Source organism: Streptomyces sp. NTH33, from assembly GCF_003236365.1.
Taxonomy (GTDB): Bacteria; Actinomycetota; Actinomycetes; order Streptomycetales; family Streptomycetaceae; genus Streptomyces.
Genome location: NZ_POTZ01000089.1, coordinates 1 through 19,204, shown reverse-complemented (window position 1 = coordinate 19,204; position 19,204 = coordinate 1). Strand labels below are relative to the sequence as shown.

The 19,204-nt window shown below is 73.4% G+C and carries 18 protein-coding genes; 6 read left to right on the top strand and 12 right to left on the bottom strand.

Translation table 11 applies throughout. From position 1 onward, the window contains the following. On the bottom strand, positions 1 to 894 hold an 894-nt coding region (locus C1I97_RS12005; protein ID WP_111003204.1), incomplete at its 3' end, for a metallophosphoesterase family protein. After that, positions 891 to 1,187: a plastocyanin/azurin family copper-binding protein gene (locus C1I97_RS12000; RefSeq protein WP_111003203.1), complete on the bottom strand. Its 297-nt coding sequence runs from the start codon at positions 1,185 to 1,187 to the stop codon at positions 891 to 893. The genes C1I97_RS12000 and C1I97_RS12005, both read right to left, overlap by 4 nt. A gap of 567 nt (positions 1,188 to 1,754) precedes the next feature. On the opposite strand from C1I97_RS12000, the gene C1I97_RS11995 reads away from it, so the two are divergent. From C1I97_RS11995 to C1I97_RS11985, 3 genes are all read left to right on the top strand, one after another. Next, positions 1,755 to 2,357 carry a sigma-70 family RNA polymerase sigma factor gene (locus tag C1I97_RS11995; RefSeq protein WP_111003202.1) on the top strand — a complete coding sequence of 201 codons (603 nt, stop codon included), beginning with the start codon at positions 1,755 to 1,757 and terminating at the stop codon, positions 2,355 to 2,357. Positions 2,358 to 2,382: 25 nt separating this feature from the next. Beyond that, on the top strand, positions 2,383 to 3,171 hold the full coding sequence (locus C1I97_RS42470) for an anti-sigma factor family protein (protein ID WP_111003201.1): 789 nt from the start codon (positions 2,383 to 2,385) through the stop codon (positions 3,169 to 3,171). A gap of 294 nt (positions 3,172 to 3,465) precedes the next feature. After that, the gene (locus C1I97_RS11985) at positions 3,466 to 3,894 is read left to right on the top strand and encodes an ATP-binding protein (protein ID WP_111003200.1); all 429 of its coding nucleotides are present in this window, start codon (positions 3,466 to 3,468) and stop codon (positions 3,892 to 3,894) included. 161 nt (positions 3,895 to 4,055) lie between these two features. Here the strand turns inward: C1I97_RS11985 and ftsW are convergent, their stop codons facing one another. Beyond that, positions 4,056 to 5,528 carry a putative lipid II flippase FtsW gene (gene ftsW / locus C1I97_RS11980; RefSeq protein WP_111003199.1) on the bottom strand — a complete coding sequence of 491 codons (1,473 nt, stop codon included), beginning with the start codon at positions 5,526 to 5,528 and terminating at the stop codon, positions 4,056 to 4,058. A gap of 382 nt (positions 5,529 to 5,910) precedes the next feature. Here ftsW and C1I97_RS11975 point away from each other — a divergent pair, with 382 nt between their 5' ends. Further along, positions 5,911 to 6,552 (top strand): TetR/AcrR family transcriptional regulator, encoded by a 642-nt coding sequence (locus tag C1I97_RS11975; protein WP_111003198.1) that lies wholly within the window; start codon positions 5,911 to 5,913, stop codon positions 6,550 to 6,552. A 144-nt stretch (positions 6,553 to 6,696) separates the two neighbouring features. Here the strand turns inward: C1I97_RS11975 and C1I97_RS11970 are convergent, their stop codons facing one another. Then, complete coding sequence (locus C1I97_RS11970; protein WP_111003197.1) at positions 6,697 to 7,737, bottom strand: DUF2510 domain-containing protein; 1,041 nt, start codon at positions 7,735 to 7,737, stop codon at positions 6,697 to 6,699. A 283-nt stretch (positions 7,738 to 8,020) separates the two neighbouring features. Between C1I97_RS11970 and C1I97_RS11965 the strand changes: the two genes are divergently transcribed. Then, entirely contained in the window at positions 8,021 to 10,699 is a 2,679-nt protein-coding gene (locus C1I97_RS11965; RefSeq protein WP_111003196.1) for an ATP-binding protein, read from the top strand. Between the two features lie 240 nt (positions 10,700 to 10,939). On the opposite strand, the gene pcaDC is transcribed toward C1I97_RS11965, so the two are convergent. From pcaDC to C1I97_RS11930, 7 genes are read right to left on the bottom strand one after another with little or no spacing between them, the layout of a single operon-like run. Beyond that, positions 10,940 to 12,055: a bifunctional 3-oxoadipate enol-lactonase/4-carboxymuconolactone decarboxylase PcaDC gene (pcaDC, locus tag C1I97_RS11960; RefSeq protein WP_111003195.1), complete on the bottom strand. Its 1,116-nt coding sequence runs from the start codon at positions 12,053 to 12,055 to the stop codon at positions 10,940 to 10,942. Further along, complete coding sequence (gene pcaB / locus C1I97_RS11955; protein WP_111003194.1) at positions 12,052 to 13,404, bottom strand: 3-carboxy-cis,cis-muconate cycloisomerase; 1,353 nt, start codon at positions 13,402 to 13,404, stop codon at positions 12,052 to 12,054. Before pcaB ends, pcaDC begins: the two co-directional genes overlap by 4 nt. Next, complete coding sequence (pcaG, locus tag C1I97_RS11950; RefSeq protein ID WP_111003193.1) at positions 13,401 to 14,006, bottom strand: protocatechuate 3,4-dioxygenase subunit alpha; 606 nt, start codon at positions 14,004 to 14,006, stop codon at positions 13,401 to 13,403. Before pcaG ends, pcaB begins: the two co-directional genes overlap by 4 nt. A 6-nt stretch (positions 14,007 to 14,012) precedes the next feature. Then, entirely contained in the window at positions 14,013 to 14,786 is a 774-nt protein-coding gene (gene pcaH / locus C1I97_RS11945) for a protocatechuate 3,4-dioxygenase subunit beta (protein ID WP_111003192.1), read from the bottom strand. Between the two features lie 19 nt (positions 14,787 to 14,805). Continuing rightward, the gene (locus C1I97_RS11940; protein WP_111003205.1) at positions 14,806 to 16,047 is read right to left on the bottom strand and encodes a thiolase family protein; all 1,242 of its coding nucleotides are present in this window, start codon (positions 16,045 to 16,047) and stop codon (positions 14,806 to 14,808) included. 8 nt (positions 16,048 to 16,055) lie between these two features. After that, a complete protein-coding gene (locus C1I97_RS11935) occupies positions 16,056 to 16,700 on the bottom strand; it encodes a CoA transferase subunit B (RefSeq protein ID WP_111003191.1) in 645 nt (214 codons plus the stop codon). Further along, a complete protein-coding gene (locus tag C1I97_RS11930; protein ID WP_111003190.1) occupies positions 16,700 to 17,473 on the bottom strand; it encodes a CoA transferase subunit A in 774 nt (257 codons plus the stop codon). The genes C1I97_RS11935 and C1I97_RS11930 overlap by 1 nt, the downstream gene beginning before the upstream one ends. Before the next feature lie 235 nt (positions 17,474 to 17,708). Here C1I97_RS11930 and C1I97_RS11925 point away from each other — a divergent pair, with 235 nt between their 5' ends. Continuing rightward, a complete protein-coding gene (locus C1I97_RS11925) occupies positions 17,709 to 18,173 on the top strand; it encodes a MarR family winged helix-turn-helix transcriptional regulator (protein ID WP_111003189.1) in 465 nt (154 codons plus the stop codon). Positions 18,174 to 18,279: 106 nt separating this feature from the next. On the opposite strand, the gene C1I97_RS11920 is transcribed toward C1I97_RS11925, so the two are convergent. After that, on the bottom strand, positions 18,280 to 19,204 hold a 925-nt coding region (locus C1I97_RS11920; protein WP_111003188.1), incomplete at its 5' end, for a DUF3048 domain-containing protein.

Below are 19,204 nucleotides of genomic sequence, written 5' to 3'. Positions count from 1 at the left end.
GGGGGTGGGGGCAGGGGCCCGGCCCGGTTTCGGCAGCGGGTAGGCCGTGGTGGTGGCGGAGTGGAACGTGATGTTGCCCTCCGTCTTCGTGAACAGCTGGTGGACGTGCCCGTTGAGACAGGTGACCGAAGAGAAGCGGCGCAGGAGCGCGATGACCCGCAAGGCGTCGTCCGTACTCCAGCCCCACTTCGGGTACATGGCGAACAGCGGGATGTGGCTGAAGACCACGACGGGGGTGTCCGGCGACAGCCCCGCGAGGTCCCTGCGGACGAATGCGATCTGCTCGTTGCCGAGGTGACCGAGCTTCTCCAGGCTCAGGGTGTTGACCAGGGCGACGAAGTGCACGCCGTGGGTGTCGAAGCTGTACCAGCCGTCGCCGAGCGTGCCCTTGCCGAAGGTCTGCCGGTAGGCGCGGCCGGCGTCGCCGATGGAGTCGTGCTCACCCGGCACGGTGAAGACGCGATCCGTCTGCATACCGGTCATCATCTGCCTGACCTGGTCGAACTGTGCCGCCGTGGACAGGTGGGTGAGGTCGCCGCTGTGCATGACGAAGTCGGGCCGGAAGCCGAGGGAGTTGACCTGGTGGATCGCTTCTGTGAAGGAGCCGGCCACGTCCATGTTCGCCGGGCCCTGGAAGCCGATGTGGCTGTCGGAGACCTGCACGAACCGCAGTGCGCCGCTTGCCGTCGTGCCGCCCGCCGCTGCGGCGGCAGCGGTGTTCCGGGAGTCGGCGATGTGGCTGATCACCTCTCCACTGGCCACGGTCAGCACCACGGCCCCGCCGAACCACCCCGCGTGCCGCAGGAGTTGGCGTCGGGTCATGCCGTTCGGTCCGGCGGGCCGTTCGGTGTCGTCCACCGGCGCCGGGTCGCCGCTGTCGTGGTACTCGGTCATCGGGTCACCTCCACGGTGGCGGTCATGAACGGGTGGATGGTGCAGAGGTAGGCGTAGGCGCCGGGCTTGGTGAACCTGTAGCTGTAGGCGGCGTGGGTGGCCAGGGCGGCCGAGTGCAGCGGACCGCCCGCTTTGGCGCTGGTGACGGTGTGGGCGTCGGTGTCCTGATTGGTCCAGGTCACCGTCGTGCCCGCTTTGACCTTCAGTGTGGCCGGGGAGAACGCGAAGTTCTTGATCGCCACGACGTTCCCGGTCACCGGCGCGGCCGACGAACCCGTACTCGGGGGACTCATGGGCATGCTCATGCTGGGCATGGGCGAGGCGCCGGGAGCGGAGCCCGCCGCGTTTCCCGGCCCGGAGGCACCGGGCATCCCGGCCGTCTGGTGCTGCCCCCGTCCAGGTGTGAGGGCACCGGCGCCGGTGGCCGAGGAGTGCGACGACTGGCCGCATGCGCTCAGGAGCCCCAACGCACCGGCGGTGGCGACGGTGGCGACGGCGAGTCCGGCAGCGGCGCGTGACCGCCGGCCGGGTGCACGAAAGTTCAGGTACATGGTGTTCGTTCCTCGAAGGTGCAGGCGGCATACAGCGGTTCCCCGTCCGCGGCCCAGGGGTGACGCGTCGTAGGCCGGCGGTGCCTGTTCTGAGGGGTGAGCGAGAAATGCCGCACATGTCAGCTCTTGTCCGACTTCACGGATGGCGGGGGGTGCACGGTTCGGTCGATATGCACTTTTTGCGGCACTTCTTTTGGGGCGGTGGATCGGTCGGCTCTCCGGCGCTCCGCCCGCACCGCCTGCGGTGCGTCACCGTCGCCGTGCAGATCGTCACAAGACAAAGCAGCGAATATGAGCAATGATCGCCTCATGTCCTGGAGCTCCCGAAAACGTGGCCCAAGGACCGATCCGGATCGCTCCGCGCACCGTGTCTCTGGGAAAGGGGCCCTTTCGGCCGCGGACGAGGAACTGCTGCGCACTCTGTATGCCGAGCACGCCGGACCCCTGTTCCACTACGTGCTCCGGCTGACCTCAGGAGACTGGCAATGGGCGAAGGATGTCGTGCAGGAGACGTTGCTGCGGGCGTGGCAGCATCCCGCCGCGTTCGACCCCGCACGAGGCCCGGCCCGGGCATGGCTGTGCACGGTCGCCCGGCGCCTGGTCATCGACGCTCACCGGGCCCGGCAGGCCAGGCCGTCCGAGGCCGGCGGCGAGGCGCTGGAGCGGGCCGCCGAGCAGGCGCCGGGCGAGGACGGGATCGAGCAGGCACTGCAGAGCTGGGCGGTGGCCGAGGCCGTCCGGACGCTGTCCCCGGACCACCGTGCGGTCCTGCTGGAGACCTACTACCGGGGCCGGACCATGGCGGAGGCCGCACGGGTGCTGGGCATCCCGCTGGGCACCGTGAAGTCGCGGACGTACTACGCCCTGCACGCCCTGCGGCTGGCACTGCGGGAACGGGGCATCGAGCCATGACCGCGGCACGCGGGAGGTGACGGCCATGAGCGGGGAGCACGACGCCCTCCGGCTGGCGCTGGGAGGATACGTCCTGGGCACGCTGCCCCCGGCGGAGAGGGAACAGGTGCGCGACCACCTCGCGGGATGCGCCGAGTGCCGGGCGGAACACGCCCAGCTGGCGGGACTGCCCGCGCTGCTGGCGACGGTGACCGAGGCCGAGGCCGCAGGCCGGACGGTGCCGGCTGCCGACGGGGACCTGGCCGACCGGCTGGTGGCGCGGGCGGCCGAGAGCGCGCAGGGCTCTTTGCCCGCACGGCCCGCCGTGGCCGCGGTGCCGCAGGCGGGCGAGGCGGGGGTGCTGGAGAGGCTGCTCCGGCAAGCCGCGGCCCGGCGCCGCAGGACGTGGCGGCTGCAGCTGGCCGGCGTCGCCGCCTCCCTGATGCTCATCGCGGGAGCGGCCGGCGGCACATGGCTGGCGACCGTCGGATCCGTGGGCAGTGAGGCGAAGCCGCCCGGACCGACCGCGCCGGCGCCCTCGCGCACCTTTTCCGGAAGCGATCCCACCACCGGCGTCTCCGCCTCGGTGAAGGTCTCGCCCTCTGCCTGGGGCAGCGTCCTGCAGGTCTCCGCCAAGGGGGCGCCCGCCGGAATCACCTGCCGGCTGCAGGCGGTCGGGCCCGGCGGGGCCAGGGCGGACGGCGCCAGCTGGCGGGCGGGCGAGTACCCTCCCGGCACCGCGATCCCAGGGGCGGTCCCCATGTCGCCGGGTGCCATCGAGCACTTCGAGATCGTCGCCGGCAACGGCCAGAAGCTGGTCACGGTCCGGGCGTGAGGTCGTCAGGAGCCCGCCCGGCCCTGTGCCGGGCGGGCTCCTGACGCACCGGACCGACTCCTCCCGGTGCGTCCTGCGGCAGGGGAAGGCGGGCGGGATCAGCCCTCCGCCGGCATCGAACCGACCCGCAAGAAGTCGGGTAAAAGGTGCGAACGGCTCGAACCGTTCGGTGTGCGCCGTGCGTGGAACTGACTGAGCGCTCCCTGCAGGATCCGGCATACCGACTGCCCTGCGAAGTCGTCGACGGTCCCTCTCGTCCCGGTCTCCGCACATCCACGGAAGAGCCAGAAGACCATGTTTGCAGCCGATTCCCCCCGCCCGAGTTCACTGCTCCCCCGGCGCTGCCGCCACGAGGCGCTGCTCACCCTGCCCGCGCAGGAGGCGCACGTCTCCGCCGCTCGTCACTTCGCGGCCGACCTGCTGGAGACCTGGAGCGTTCCCGAAAGCGAGCGGGACTCCGCCGTTCTCATCGTCGACGAACTCGCCGCCAACGCCGCCCGGTACGGCCGCGAGCGCATGACCCTGCTGCTCGTCCTCGACAACGGCACCTTGCACATCGTGGTCAGTGACTCCGGAACGGCCGTGGAGCGCCCCCGCCCCGACACCGCCCCGGACGAGCACGGCCGCGGCACCGGCATCGTCCAGTACCTCGCACAGTCGACCGAGGTCCATCAGACGCACAGCGGCCGCGAAGTCCGCGCCTGCCTGAGGTGCTCGGCATGACCTCCCCCGGCGTACCGGGGGAGGGCGTCACCCCGGACACCGGCGAGAGCATCGACGCCCGCCCCGGCAGGGGACGTAGGCGAACGCGCCCGACCTGTGCCGCGAGACGCACCGGGTGCTCGCCCTCGGGGCCGAGCGCGACGGCCGCCGGGCCAGGATCGTCACCGGCGCGCCGGTCCGCCGGCTCCGCGCCCCGCGGACGGGTCCGCTCGGCGCGGCAGGACCGAGCGCAGCCTCCGCCCGCGGCCGGCCAGGGCCGCGCGGACCGCGGGTTCGCCGCGGGTCGCGGCGAGCAGGAGCCCCACCGCGTACAGGGCGGAGACCAGCGCGCTGCCGCCGTAGGAGAACAGCGGCAGGGGTACGCCCGCGATCGGCACCAGCCCGAGGACCCCGCCGATGTTGATGGCGGCCTGGACCGAGAGCCAGGTGACGATGGAGCCCGCCGCCAGACGGACGAACGGGTCGGTGCTGCGGCCGGCGATCCGCAGGCCGCCCGCGCACAGCGCCGCGAACAGGGCCAGTACGGACAGGGTGCCGACCAGCCCGAGCTCCTCCCCGATGACGGCGAAGATGAAGTCGGTGTGCGGCTCGGGCAGTTGGCCCCACTTCTCGATGCTCGCGCCGATGCCGTTGCCGAACGGGCCGCCCGTGGACAGCGCGTACAGACCGTGCACCACCTGCCAGCACTGGTCGTCCGGGCCGGGGTCGCTCGCGCCGAGGCAGGCGAACCGGGACACGCGGTGCGGACTGGTGGCGATCAGCGCGGCGGCGAGCAGTCCCGCGCCCGCCAGGGCGGCCCCGAACAGCCGCGGCGGCGCACCGGCCAGCCACAGCAGGCCGAACAGCACCGCCCACAGGATGACCGCGGTCCCCATGTCACCGCCGAGCATCAGCAGTCCCGACAGCAGCAGCGCGCCGGGCACCAGTGGTACGAGCAGGTGCTTCCACTGGTCCAGCAGCCTGTGCCGCTGCTTGCGGGCCAGCAGGTCCGCGCCCCACACGAGGAACGCGACCTTGGCGAACTCACCGGGCTGCACCGCGAACGGGCCGCCCAGGGAAAGCCAGTTGGTCTGGCCGTTGACGGTCCGTCCCAGCCCCGGCACCTGCACCAGCGCCAGCAGCAGTATGGACCCGCCCAGCAGCGGATAGGCCAGCCACCGGTGCCGCTTCACCGGCATCCGGGCCGCCGGCAGCGCCAGGGCGGCGCCGATCGCCGCGGCCAGGGCCTGCTGCCGTAGGTAGAACGTCGGCGGCAGGCCCTGGCGCAGGGCCTGGATCTGGGAGGAGGAGAACACCATCACCAGCCCCAGGACGGCGAGCAGCACCGCACTGCCCGCCACCAGGTAGTAGGCGGTCAGCGGCCGGTCCCAGGCCCGCCGCAGCCGCGCCACGGCAGGGTGCGGGCGGCGGCCCTTCGCGGGCACGGCCGCCCGCCCGGTACGTCCGGTGCGTGGCCGGACCGCCGCGGCCTCGCCCCGTTTGACCCGCCGGTTTCCACGCGTCGCCGCGGCGCCCCGTGCGCCGGGCACGCGCTTGCCCGCGTGAACACTCCGTGAGTCGCGCTCGTGCGCCACCGCGGACGGGCGCCCCCGTTGGTCCGGCGCACGGCGCTCCGGCGCCGGTGAGATTCCCATGCCGTCAGCAGTGCGGGCCGCGCCGGTGCCCGGAGCGGGCGGGGCGGCGTTCCAGATCTTCCCGGCCGACCCGCGCGGCGCGCACGGCCACGGCAAGGACGGCGTCGGCAACATGTCTCACGCTGGCCATCCTCCCCGGTGACGTCCTCAACTCGCCCACTGCGCAAGCCTGGTAGAAACCATGATCACATGCCGCGGTCCGTCCTGCGGACAGGGAGGACGCTCCGGCCCTCATCAATCTGCCCCGACATCGATACGATGGCGTACCGATACGTTCCCGTACCGCTACACTCGCGTATCGATGGGTTGCGCCGGAGGAGAGCGGGCACCGAGCCTTCCGGACGCGACTGGACACGAGCGGACACGAGTGAGGAGCAGAGCGATGGCGCCGCAGGCCGTGGACCGACCGGAGACGGTTGTCGCCCCGCGCCGCTCCAGGCTCACGCCCGAGCGTGAGCAGGAGTTCTTCGACGCCGTGCTCGAGCAGATCCGCGAGTGCGGCTACGACGCCGTCACCATGGAGGGCGTCGCCGCCACCACCCGGTGCAGCAAGTCCACGCTCTACCGGCAGTGGCGGACCAAGCCGCGGTTCGTGGCGGCCGCCCTGCGCTCCAGCAGCCGCTCGCGCTTCACCGGCATCGACACCGGCTCGCTCGCCGAGGACCTGCGGCAGGTCGCGCGGACCGCGGGGGAGTGGTCGGGCCAGGACACCCGCCTCCTCCAGGCGCTCGGGCACGCGATCACGACGGACTCCGAGCTGAAGCGGGCGCTGCGTGAGACGCTCGTGGAGCCGGAGGTCGCCGCGCTGCGGGAGATCCTGCGGCGCGGGGTGGAGCGCGGCGAGGTCGACGCCGGCAACCCGGCGCTGGAGTTCGTGCCCGCGCAGTTGTTCGGCGTCCTGCGCATCCGGCCCGTGCTGGAGGGCGAGTACGCCGACCCGGACTATCTGGTCCGGTTCATGGAGGCCGCGGTGCTGCCCGCGCTCGGCCTCGGCTCACGGCCCAGGCCGCCGTCCACGGGATGACCGGACGGTGACCTGCTCGCGCCGCACCGTGGGGACGGGGGCGGCGCGCACCCCGGCCGGGTGGGGTACCCCTGGAGTGGAGGGGCGCCCCACCCGGCCGACGTGTGTCCGGAGCGGCTGTCCGGGGCGACTGTCCGGGGCGGCTCAGACGTTCCTGCCGTCGCCGCCGCCCGCACTCGCCTTGATGCCCCGGGTGATCTCGTCGATCACGGACTGCTTCTGCCCCACGTCCAGGCCGAAGCGGACGACGACCATCTGCCGCGCGTTCGCCGGCGAGGGAAAGGCCAGTGATTCCACGTAACCGTCGGCACCCTCACGGGTGATGGCCTTCCAGCGGACCAGGTACCCCTTCTGCCCGGCCACCGTCACCGCCTCGGAGGCCAGCACCTGGTGCGAGGTGATCCCGCCGTAGGCCGTGCCGCCGTAGGAATTCTCGGCATTCGCCGCGATGTCGGCCTTGGCGACCTCCTCCGCCGTACTGCCCCGAGCGCCCAGCGCGGCCGCGGGTGTCGAGTAGGCGCCGCCCCCGGTGCAGCTCTTGCCGGTGTCGCCGGGGCACTTGTAGGAGTCGCTGGAGGTGACCTGGGCGCCCATCGCGAACTGCTGGCCGTACCAGCCGTCGGGTATGGGCAGGCTGATGCCGCTGATCACGTCGGTCACCGAACCGCTCCTGATCTTCGGCGACTCCAACCGGTCGTCACCGGACCCGCCCGAGTCACCCGATCCGCCCGATCCGCCGAAGGGGTCACCCTTCTCGCCCGGACCGCCGCCCCGGCCGCCCGTCCCCTGCTGCGACTCGGCCCGGCTGCCGCTGCCGCCGCCGTCCTTGCTCAGCGCGTACACACCGACGCCGATGCTCGCCAGCACCGCCGCGGCCAGGGTGATGGCGATGCCGGTGCGCAGACCGCGGCGCGAGGAAGCCGGCGGATGGACCGGGAAACCGGGATACCCCGAATATCCCGAATATCCCGAGCGCCCTGGATGCCCTGGGTGCCCCTCGTATCCCGGATGTGCCGGGTACGGCCCGGCGGCCGGCGGCTGCGTCGGGGGACCCCATACGGCGGCCGACCCTGCCGGGCGGATCCGGTCCGTCCACGCCTTACCGTCCCACCAGCGCTCGGTGGCGGGGCCGTCACTTGTCTGCCCCGGGTCGGGGTACCACCCGGGAGGAGTCGCCTGCGTCATACCCCCACCGTATGAGGCGTGCGTGAAAGCCCGATGAGAGGACCCGGCTCCGGAGCCGGCCTCGGGCCCGGTCCGTTCCCGCCACCCGTCGTCCGCCACCCGCCCACGCCGTACGCCTGTTGACTTCCCGGGCCCGCCCGCACTGGTCACGGGCCCGCCCCGTCGCCCTCCCGTACCGCAGGTCACCCGTCATGGCAACAGGCGCGAAGACCCTCTCCACCGCGGCCGCTCGGCGGCTAGGCTCGAAGTCTGCACGCCATCGGGCGACTTGGGAGGTAGCGGGATGACGGAGGTACGGCCGGGCACGGCCGCCTCGGCTTCCCTGTGGGAGCGCGACGAGGAGATCACCACCGTCCAGCACGCGGTCGACGCCCTGTGCGCCGACCGTTCGTCCTCGGGAGGCCTGCTGGTCTTCCAGGGCGAGGCCGGACTGGGCAAGACCGCCCTGCTGGCCGAGACCCGGCGCATCGCCGAACAGCGCGGCTGCACCGTGTGGTCGGCGCGCGGCGGCGAGACCCTCCGGTCCGTTCCCTTCAACGTGGTACGGCAGTTGCTGCAGCCGGCGCTCATATCGCTGATGCCCGAGGAGGCCCGCGAGTACCTCGGCGACTGGTACGACATCGCCGGCCCCGCCCTCGGCATCGCGGAGCCCGGGGACCGGCAGGCCGACCCGCAGGGCGTGTGCGACGGCCTGGTCGCCGCGGTCCGGCGGCTGGCCAAGCGCGAGTGGCCGCTGGTGCTGCTGGTCGACGACGCCCACTGGGCCGACGAGGAGACCCTGCGCTGGCTCGCCGCGTTCGCCGAACGCCTCGACGACCTGTCCGTGCTGGTCGTCATCGCCCGTCGGCCCAAAGAGGCGGACGGGGACGGCGCCCGGAGCCTGGACGCGGCCGTCGCCGCCGCGGGCGTCAGCGATCTGAGCGCCCTCACCCCGGAGGCCACCACCGGGCTCACCCGCGCCACCCTCGGCCCGCACGCCGACGCTCCGTTCTGCCGGGAGGTGTGGGCCGTCACCGGCGGCAACCCCTACGAGACCGTAGAACTCCTCGCCAAGGTGCGCGACAGCGAACTCGAACCGGTCGAGGCCCGGGCCGGCGAACTGCGCGCCCTGAACCGCTCCGCCCGCGGCGGCGGCCTCGTCACCCGCCTCGAGGAACTCGGCATCGACGCCACCCGGTTCGCCTGGGCCGCCGCCATCCTGGGCACCGACATCACCGTGGACCTGGTCGCCCGGCTCGCCACCATGGGCCGCGGCGACGCCGCACGCTGCGCCCGGCTGCTGTGCGACGCCCGCATCCTCACCGAACCCGACCCGGCGACCGCGCAAGGCCGGGACGGGGAGCTGGAGTTCGTGCACCCGCTGATCGCCACCGCCGTCTACAACTCCATACCGGACGCCCTGCGCACCGCCATGCACGGCATCGCCGCCCAGGTCGTCACCGACTCCGGACTCGGCGCCGCCGCGGCCTCCCGGCACCTCCTTCAGGTCCACCCGGACGACGACGAGGAACTCGTCGAGCAACTGCGCCAGGCGGCCCGCGAACACCTCGCCGTCGGCGCGTCCGACGCGGCCTGCCGCTGCCTGGAGCGGGCCCTGCTGGAACCGCCGGCCCCCGAGGTGCACGCGCGCGTGCTCTACGAGCTGGGCTGCGCCGCACTCCTGACCGCGCCCGCCACCACCATCGAGCACCTCCAGCGGGCGCTGAGCATGCCCGGCCTGGACAGCGACACCCGCGTGGACGCCGTATGGCGGCTGTCCGAGGCCCTGCTCCACAACAACCAGCTGGAGGAGGCCGTCCGCACGGTGGAGGCGGAGGCCGCCTGCCACGAACCGGGGCCCACCCGGCTGCGGCTGCAGGCCGTGCAGTACATGTGGGAGGGCCTGCACGCCGGCGAGGCGATCTCGCCGGACCGCTCCGAGCGGCTCGCCGGACTCGCCGCGGGCTGCACCGGACGCGACAACGCCGAGCGCGCCCTGCTGATCCTGCGCGGCTTCGACGCCATGACCCGCGGCGAGAGCGCCGAGCAGGTCGTCGAACTGTGCGACCGCGCCCTCGTCAACGGCCGCCTCGCACCCGGGCTCGGCTGGACCGACACCGAATGGGGCGTTGAGCTGCTGCTGATGCTCACCGCCGCCTACGCCTTCAGTGACCGCCTCGACCGCGCCGAGGCCCTCTGCACCGAAGCCGTGCGCGCCTACGAGAGCGCGGGCTGGAGCGGCGGCCACCTCGCCCTCGCGCACGCCTACGTCGGCCTCGGCCACCGCAGACGCGGCCGGCTGCGCGAGGCCGAGACGGCACTGCGCGAGTCGGTGCGGCTCGCCGAACGGGTCGGCCGCGGACTGCCCCTGCACTGGACCGCGACCTGCAACCTGGTCGACACCCTGCTCGCCCGCGGCCACGTCGAGGAGGCGTGGGAGGCCGCCGAGCGGCACGGGTTCACCCCGCCCTACCCGTCCACCATCATCATCCCCGACCCGCGCAGCGTACGCGGCAGGCTGCTGCTCGCCCTCGGCCGTACCAAGGAGGGCGTCAACGAGCTGGAGGCGGCCGAGAAAGCGGCGGCCACCCGCGGCCACCACAACCCGGTCACGGTGCCCTGGGCGGCCGACCTGGCCCGCGCGCTCGCCACCGAGGACCCCGCCCGGGCCGGCCGGCTCGCCGCCGACATCCGCCGCCAGGCCGAGCGGTTCGGCACCGACACCGCCATAGGGGAGGCCCTGCGCTGCGCCGCCGCCCTGGAGACCGGCCGGCGCGCGGTCGGCCTGGCCGCCCGGGCCGTCACCTACCTGGAGGCCTCCCCCTGCCAGTACGAACACGCCGTCGCCCGCGTCGAGTTCGGCATCGCCGCCCGCTCGGCCGCCGAACTCCGGCGGGGACTGGCCCTGGCCGAATCCTGCGGCGCGGACGGCCTGGCGGACCGGGCCCGGCACGTCCTGGACTCGGAGCACGGTCTGCGGTAGCTCCCGTACTGAGCGGCTGGTCACCCGCACCGTGCGTCCCGGGGCACCGACCACGGGTCCGGCTCCGGACGGGCGGAGCAGGACGGCTGCGGCCGAGTCGGCCCGCGGGCGCGGGCGGGGTGCAGGAAGGAGGCCGCCGACCGCGGCCGCGGGCCGCGCCCGGCGGCCCCCTCCCCGGAGCCGGGAACCGCACCGGCCCCACCGCACCGGGTGCTGAGCCGCCCGCATCGGCTGCCGGGGTCAGCTTTCGCCGGACTCCTCCGCCAGCACCCGCTGGGCCACCGCGAACGCCGAGTTGGCCGCCGGGACCCCGCAGTACACGGCGCTCTGCAGCAGCACCGCGCCGATCTCCTCGGGGGTGAGCCCGTTGCGGCGGGCCGCCCGTACGTGCATGGCCAGTTCGTCGTAGTGGCCGTGGGCGATCAGCGCCGTCAGGGTGACCATGCTGCGCTCGCGGCGGGTCAGCGTCGGGTCGGTCCAGATCTCGCCCCAGGCGTAGCGCGAGATGAAGTCCTGGAAGCGGGCCGTGAACGGGGTCTGCCGGGCCTGCGCCCGGTCCACGTGCGCGTCGCCGAGCACCTCGCGCCGCACCTCCATGCCCCGCCGGGGAGCACCGTCGAAGTGGGTGCGCAGCGCCGCCAGGACGGCCTGAGGGCACTGTGCGGGCGCCAGGTGCGAGGCGCCCGGGATCTCGACCAGCGCCGAGCCCGGCACCGCGTCCGCGATCTGCCGCAGATGCGCGGGCGGGGTGGCGGGATCCTCACGGCCCGCGATCAGCAGCGTGCGAGCGCCGATCTCCGGCAGCCGGTCGGTCAGGTCGAAGGCGGCCAGCGCGTCGCAGCAGGCGGCGTACGCCTCCGGGTCGGCCTCCCGGTGGTCGCGGACCAGCTCCGGCACGGTGAAGTCACCGGCGAACCACCGCGCGTTCGCGTTCTCGGCCAGTCGGTCCAGCCCGTCCCGCCGGACCTGCTCGGCCCGCTCCCGCCACGGCTTGGCGCCGTTGAAGTGGGCCGAGGAGCAGATCACGGCGAGCGAGTCGACGCGCTCGGGGTGGTGCACGGCCAGATGCAGCCCCACCGCACCGCCCAGCGACACGCCCGCGTACGCGAACCGCTCGATGCCGAGGTAATCGGCGAGCGCCAGCACCAGGTCGGCGAGGTCCCCGACGGTCGCACCCGGGCCGATCAGCCCGGCCGGCGAACCGCCGTGCCCGGGCAGGTCCCAGCGAACCACCCGGTGGGAGACCGACAGCTCGGGGGCGACCTTGTCCCACAGCGCGTACGAGGTGCCCAGTGACGGCCCGAGCAGCAGCGGGGCGGCGGAAGCGGGGCCTTCGACAAGGTGGTTCAGAGTCAACGTCGCTCCAGAGCACGGTCGGTGAGGGGTGCGGCGGCACCCGTGTAGTGGGCGGGGTCGGTGAGTTCGTCCAGCTCGACGCCCTTCAACTCGGGCTGTTCGGCCAGGAGTTCGCCGAGGCTGCGGTCCTCGGCGTAGGAGCGGCGGGCGAGTTCGGTGAGCAGTTCCTTCGCGCGGGCGCGGCCGAGCACGGGTGCCAGCTCGGCCGACAGCCGTTCGGAGACGATCAGCCCGTGGGTGAGGTGGAGGTGCGCGCGCATCGCGTCCGCGTTCACCCGCAGCCCCCCGGTCAGCTCCACGGCGTCCCGGGCCGCGCCGCCGACCAGCCGCAGCAGCTCCCGCAGCGGCTCCCACTCGGTGTGCCAGGCACCGGGCGGCCGCTCGTCCTCGGCCGCCAGCGAGGCGTACAGCGTCGCCGCGAGCTGCGGCGCGCGCCGGGCCGCGGCGGCGATCAGGGTGGACCGCACGGGATTCGCCTTGTGCGGCATGGCCGACGAACCGCCGCCACTGCCCTCCGCGAGTTCGGCGGTCTCCGTGCGGGACAGCACCAGCACGTCCACCGCGACCTTGCCCAGCGCCCCGGCGGCGAAGGCCAGGCATCCTGCGAGGTCGGCGACCGGGGTGCGCAGCGTGTGCCAGGGCAGCAGCGGCTCGCACAGGCCCAGTTCCCGGGCGTACGCCGCGACCAGCGCGGTCACGTCCTCGGCGCCGTACGCCGAGAAGGCCGCCAACGTGCCCGCCGCGCCGCCGAGCTGGACGGGCAGCGAGCCCCGCACCCGGGCGATCCGGTCCCGGGCGTCCAGCACCAGCGACCGCCACCCGGCCGCCTTCAGGCCGAACGTCGTCGGCACCGCGTGCTGGGTCAGCGTCCGCCCCGGCATCACGGTGTCGCGGTGCTCGGCGGCCAGCCGGGCCAGCGCCTCCCCGGCGCGGTCCAGGTCGGCCAGGACCAGGTCCAGGGTGCGCACGGCGACCAGCATCGTCGCCGTGTCCATGATGTCCTGGCTGGTCGCACCCCGGTGGACGTAGGGGCCGTACTCCTCGCCCACCGCCTTGGTGAGGTCCGCCACCAGGGGGATGACGGGGTTCCCGCCGCCGCGGGCGCGCTGGGCGAGCGCGCCCACGTCGAAACGGGCCGGATCCGCCGCCCGGGTCACCGCCTCGGCTGCCTGGTCCGGGGCGAGGCCGAGTGCGGCCTGGGCCCGGGTGAGGGCGGCCTCCGCGTCCAGCAGCGCCGCCAGGTAGGCAAAGTCGCCGGTCGCGGAGGCGGCGGGGGAGCCCACCCAGCCGGGGCCGAGCAGGCCCACGTCCAGGCCGGCGGACGCCGGATCAGCAGCGGGTGGTGTCACCGGAACTCCAGGAAGACCGTCTCGCCCTCGCCCTGAAGGCGGATGTCGAAACGGTACGCCCCGCTGTCCTCCCGCTTCGCGATCAGCGTGCCGCGCCGCTCCTCGTCCAGCCGGCCGAGCAGCGGGTCGGCGGCCAGCGCGGCCTCGTCGCCGGGCAGGTAGATCCGGGTGAACAGGTGCACGAGCAGCCCGCGGGCGAACACGCACACGCTGAGGTAGGGGGCGTTCTGCCCGCGCGCGCCGGGCCGCAGCGTCCGCACGTACCAGTGGCCGTCGGTGTCGGTCTGGATGCGGCCGAAGCCGGTGAACTCCACGCCGTTGCGGCCGAGAAAGCCGCCGGAGGCCGGGTCGCGCCGCATCGAGCCGTCGACGGCCGGCAGGTTGCCGTCCGGGTCCGGCCCCCACACCTCCACCAGGGCGTCCGGCAGCGGCCGGCCCTCGCCGTCGTACACGTACCCGTGCACGGTGACCGTGTCCGGGTGCCCCAGGGGCGCGACGTCCTCGCCGCCGTTGAAGGGGAGCGCGTAGCCGTAGAAGGGGCCCACCGTGTGCGACGGGGTGGGCAGCACGTTCTCCGGGCTGCTCGTGTCGATCTTCGTCATGGCAGGTCAGCGTCCTTCTTCGGTCCAGGTGGCGTGCGGGCCGTCCAGCACGATGTCCCAGTGGTAGCCGAGCGAGAACTCCGGCACCGACAGGCTGTGGTCGTAGGTGGCCACCAGCCGCTGCCGGGCGGCGTCGTCCGTCACCGACTGCAGGATCGGGTCGTACGGGAAGAGCGGGTCGTTCGGGAAGTACATCTGCGTCACGAGCCGCTGTGTGAACGCCGTGCCGAACACCGAGAAGTGGATGTGTGCCGGACGCCAGGCGTTGACGTGGTTGCGCCACGGGTACGGGCCCGGCTGGATCGTGGTGAAGCGGTAGAAGCCGTCCGCGTCCGTCAGCGTACGGCCCACGCCGGTGAAGTTGGGGTCCAGCGGGGCGTCGTGCTGCTCGCGCTGGTGGGCGTAGCGGCCGGCGGAGTTGGCCTGCCAGATCTCGACGAGCTGGCCGCGCACCGGCCGCCCGTCGCGGTCCAGCAGCCGCCCGGAGACGGTGATCCGCTCGCCGATCGGCTCCCCGGTGTGCTGCCGGGTGAGGTCGTTGTCGATCCCGGTGATGTCCCGCTCGCCGAACGCGGGCGAGGACAGCTCGACCAGCTCCGGGTCCTTGGCCACGTCGATGGCGACCAGCGGCTGCCTGGGGTGACGCAGCGCCGAGGAGCGGTACGGCGCGTAGTCGCGGCGCGGGTGGTGCTCCACGGGGGCGCCGTCGGCGACGCGCTTCTCGTACGCGGCGTGTTCGGCCGCGATCTCCTGGTCGATGTCGTGCTGAGTGAGAGGCATGGGGTTTCCCAACACTTCCTTAGCGTTCGAGGAGGAGGGCGAGGCCCTGGCCGACGCCGATGCAGAGGGTGGCGACGCCGATGCCGCTGCCCTTGCGGGCGAGCTGGTGGGCGACGGTGCCGGCGAGGCGGGCGCCGGAGGCGCCGAGCGGGTGGCCGAGGGCGATGGCGCCGCCCTGGGGGTTGAGGACCGCGGGGTCGAACTCGGGCCACTCGGCCAGGCAGCCCAGGACCTGGGCGGCGAAGGCCTCGTTGAGTTCGAGGACGTCGAGGTCGGCGAAGGTCCGGCCGGCCTTGGCCAGGGCGCGGTGGACGGCTTCGACGGGGGCGAGGCCGAAGTAGTGCGGGTCGGTGGCCGAGACGCCGGTGGCCGAGATCCGGGCGAGGGGTTCGCGGCCGGTGGCCTTCAGGCCGTCGGCGTCCACCAGGAGCAGGGCCGCGGCCCCGTCGTTGAGGGGCGAGGCGTTGCCCGCGGTGACCGTGCCTCCCCCAGCCTCCGGCCGGGGGGACCCCCATCTCGCTTCGCTCGCGGTGCGGAAGGACGGCTTCAGCTTGGCCATCGCGGCCAGGGAGGCGTCGGGGCGGACGCACTCGTCGGCGGCGAAGACGACCGGGTCGCCCTTGCGCTGCGGGATGGTCACCGGGGCGAGTTCGGCGTCGAACAGGCCCTCGGTCCGGGCCGTGGCCGCCTTCTGGTGGGAGGCGAGGGCGAACTCGTCCTGCTGCTCCCGGCTGATCTTGTGCTTGTCGGCGATGAGCTCGGCGGACTCGCCCAGCGGGATCGTCCACTGCGGGTCCATCTTCGGGTTGACCATGCGCCAGCCGAGGGTGGTGGAGTACAGCTCGGCGTGCCCGGCCGGGAACGGCCTCTCCGACTTGGGCAGGACGTAGGGGGCGCGGGTCATCGACTCCACACCGCCGGCCACGGCGACGGAGGCGTCGCCCACGGCGATGGCGCGGGCGGCCTGGATCACCGCCTCCAGACCGGAGGCGCACAGCCGGTTGACGGTCACGCCCGGCACGCCGGTGGGCAGGCCGGCCAGCAGCGCGGCCATGCGGGCGACGTTGCGGTTCTCCTCGCCGGCGCCGTTGGCGTTGCCGACGTACACGTCCTCGATCCGGGCCGGGTCCAGCCCCGGGGTGCGGGCGAGGAGTTCGCGGATCGCGTGGGCGGCCAGGTCGTCCGGGCGCACCGACGCCAGGGAGCCGTTGTAGCGGCCGATCGGGGTGCGTACGGCGTCGACGAGGTAGACGTCCTTCACGGCGTCCTTCACTTCAGGCCCTCCGCTACGGTCAGCTCGGCGTCGGTCCTGGCGGTGATCTCGTCCACGGTGACGCCGGGCGCGGTCTCGACGAGCAGCAGTCCGTCGGCGGTGACGTCCAGGACGCCGAGGTCGGTGATGATCCGGTTCACGCAACGCCTGCCGGTCAGCGGCAGCGCGCACTCCTTCAGGATCTTCGCCGAGCCGTCCTTGGCGGTGTGGGTCATCACCACGATGACCGTGCGGGCGCCGTGGACGAGGTCCATGGCCCCGCCGATCCCGGTGATCATCTTGCCGGGGATGGCCCAGTTGGCCAGGTCGCCGCCGGCGGAGACCTGCATGGCGCCGAGGACGGCGACGTCGATGTGGCCGCCGCGGATCATCGAGAACGACAGCGCCGAGTCGAAGAAGGAGGCGCCGGGCAGGACGGTGACGGTCTCCTTGCCGGCGTTGATCAGGTCGGGGTCGACTTCCGTCTCGGTGGGGTAGGGGCCGGTGCCCAGGATGCCGTTCTCGGACTCCAGGACGACCTCGACGCCGGCGGGCAGGTAGTTGGGGATCAGGGTGGGCAGGCCGATGCCGAGGTTGACGTACTGGCCGTCCTTCAGCTCCCGCGCGGCGCGGGCGGCCATCTCTTCACGACTCCAGGCCATCAGGCGCGCTCCTCTTCCGGCTTGCTCACGGTGATCTTCTCGATCTTCTTGTCCGCGGCCTGCTCGGGGGTGAGGGCCACCACCCGCTGGACGAAGATGCCCGGCAGGTGCACCGCGTCCGGGTCGATCCCGCCCGGCTCGACCAGCTCCTCCACCTCGGCGATGGTGATGCGGCCCGCCATCGCGGCCAGCGGGTTGAAGTTGCGGGAGGACTTGTTGAACACCAGGTTCCCGTGCCGGTCGCCCTTCACCGCCCGCACCAGGGCGAAGTCGGTGCGGATGCCGTGCTCGAGCACGTACCCGGTGCCGTCGAACGCGCGGACCTCCTTGGGCGGCGAGGCCAGCGCGACGCCGCCGGAGCCGTCGTAGCGCCAGGGCAGTCCGCCCTCGGCGACCTGTGTGCCCACCCCGGCCGGGGTGTAGAAGGCGGGGATCCCGGCCCCGCCGGCCCGCAGCCGCTCGGCCAGCGTGCCCTGGGGGATCAGCTCCACCTCCAGCTCACCGGCCAGGTACTGGCGGGCGAACTCCTTGTTCGCGCCGATGTAGGAGCCGGTCACCCGCGCGATCCGTCCGGCCGCGAGCAGCACCGCCAGGCCGGACTCCATCGCACCGCAGTTGTTGGAAACCACCGACAGCCCACCGACCCCGCGCTCGTACAGCGCCTGGATCAGCACGTTCGGCACACCGCTGAGCCCGAAACCACCCACCGCCAGCGACGCGCCCCCAGGCACATCGGCCACCGCCTCCACGGCCGTGGCGACCACCTTGTCCATCGAAAGAAGCCTCATCTCTGCCGGGCGTCCAGCACCCCAGATAGTCAGGGCACTGATTATTTAGTCGAGGTTCCCCTCACGCTGCCATTCGTGGCGTGATCAGTCAAGACCCGGGCAAAAGTGCCGGTCAGTGGCTCATGCGTGCCTGTGCGGCCGATGGCTCGCGAGAGGTATCGTTCAGTGCACCTACGAAATTGCCGCGGAACCGAACGACGGACCGACGCGAGGAGCGCACATGGCAGCGGTGGACCTCTCGACCCACCCCGGGCACCTGGCCCGGCGGCTGCAGCAGGCGCACTACCTGTTGTGGAACACGATGGTCTCCGAGGAGACCACCTCGCCGCAGTTCGCGGTCCTGAACGCGCTCGTCGCCGAGCCGGGGCTCGACCAGCGCACGGTGGGGGAGCGGGTGGGCCTCGACCGGTCCACCATCGCCGAGGTGATCAGCCGGCTCGGCCGCCGCGGGCTGCTCGACAAGGTGCGCGACCCGCAGGACGGCCGCCGCTTCCTGCTGCGGCTGACCCGGGAGGGGGAGCGCGTCCACCGGAAGCTCACCGTGCGGACCGCCCGGATGAACCAGGTCTTCCTGGGGCCGCTCAACGCCGAGGAGCAGGCCCTCTTCTGCGACCTCATCCGGCGCGTCGCGGACGCGGCCGAGGGGCTGCGCAACCCGGCGGAACCCCTCGCCGCGCAGCCCTGACGGAGCGCAGCCCTGACGGAGCGCAGCCCTGATGGAGCGCAGCTCTGACGAAGCGCGCCTCCGATGAAGCGCAGTCCCGACGGAGCGCAGCCCCGACGCACGCGCCTCACCGGCCGGTGAGGACCACCCAGACCTGGCCCCGGGCGAAGTTCACGGGCGCGCCGTCGGCGGCCGTGAACTCGGTGCCGTCCGCCGCCCGCGCCCGCTTCCAGGTGGCGTCGTGGACCTGCCCGTCCCGCAGCACCTCCGCCGTCCCGGCCCCCACGGTCTCGGTGTACGGGGTGTGGTTGCCGAGCGAGTCGTGCAGGCTCGACCTGCGTACTCTCACGTGCTGCACCACCACCGTCGCGGGCGCCATCCGCCTGCCGTCCACGGTGACGGCCGGCCTGCCGTCCATCGACACCTGCCAGCCGTGGAGCCGCGCGGACCAGGTGAAGGCGAACCGGGCCGCCGGGTAGCGGACCGTGCGCGAGGTCTCGGGACGGCCGCCCGCGGGGGCCGGGCCGTAGCGGAAACCGGTGGTCAGCGCGTCCGCGCCCGGTGCGGAGGCCAGAAGCCGGTCCGGGCGCAGGTAGAGATTGTGCGGGGCCGCCCGGCCGGAGCCCCGGAAGTAGGCGCCCGGGTGCTTGTCGGGTGTCTCCGCGGACAGCGGGGCCTTGTCGATCAGCGGCAGCAGTTTGTGCTGCGCCCCGGAGAAGGCGAGCGTGGGGCGGTCGAACTGGCGCAGCAGCTCCAGGTCGGACTCGCGCGCGCTGCGCACCGGCCCGACGACCGGGGGCAGCTTCGTGGCGTAGACGGCCATCAGCCGGCTCAGCCCTCCCTCGACCTGCTCGGCGTACACGATGTCGGCGGCGTCGAGGCCGGTCTGGGGGCGGGCCGGGACCACGTTGTCGATCTTGACGGCGAGCACCGGGCCGGCGTGCTCCGGGCTCCGTGACGGCGTCGACGACGGGCTCTTCGCGGACGGGCTCTTCGCACGCTCCCCCGCGCCCCGCCCGTCCTCGGAGGCGCCGCCGTGCCGCGCCGTGCAC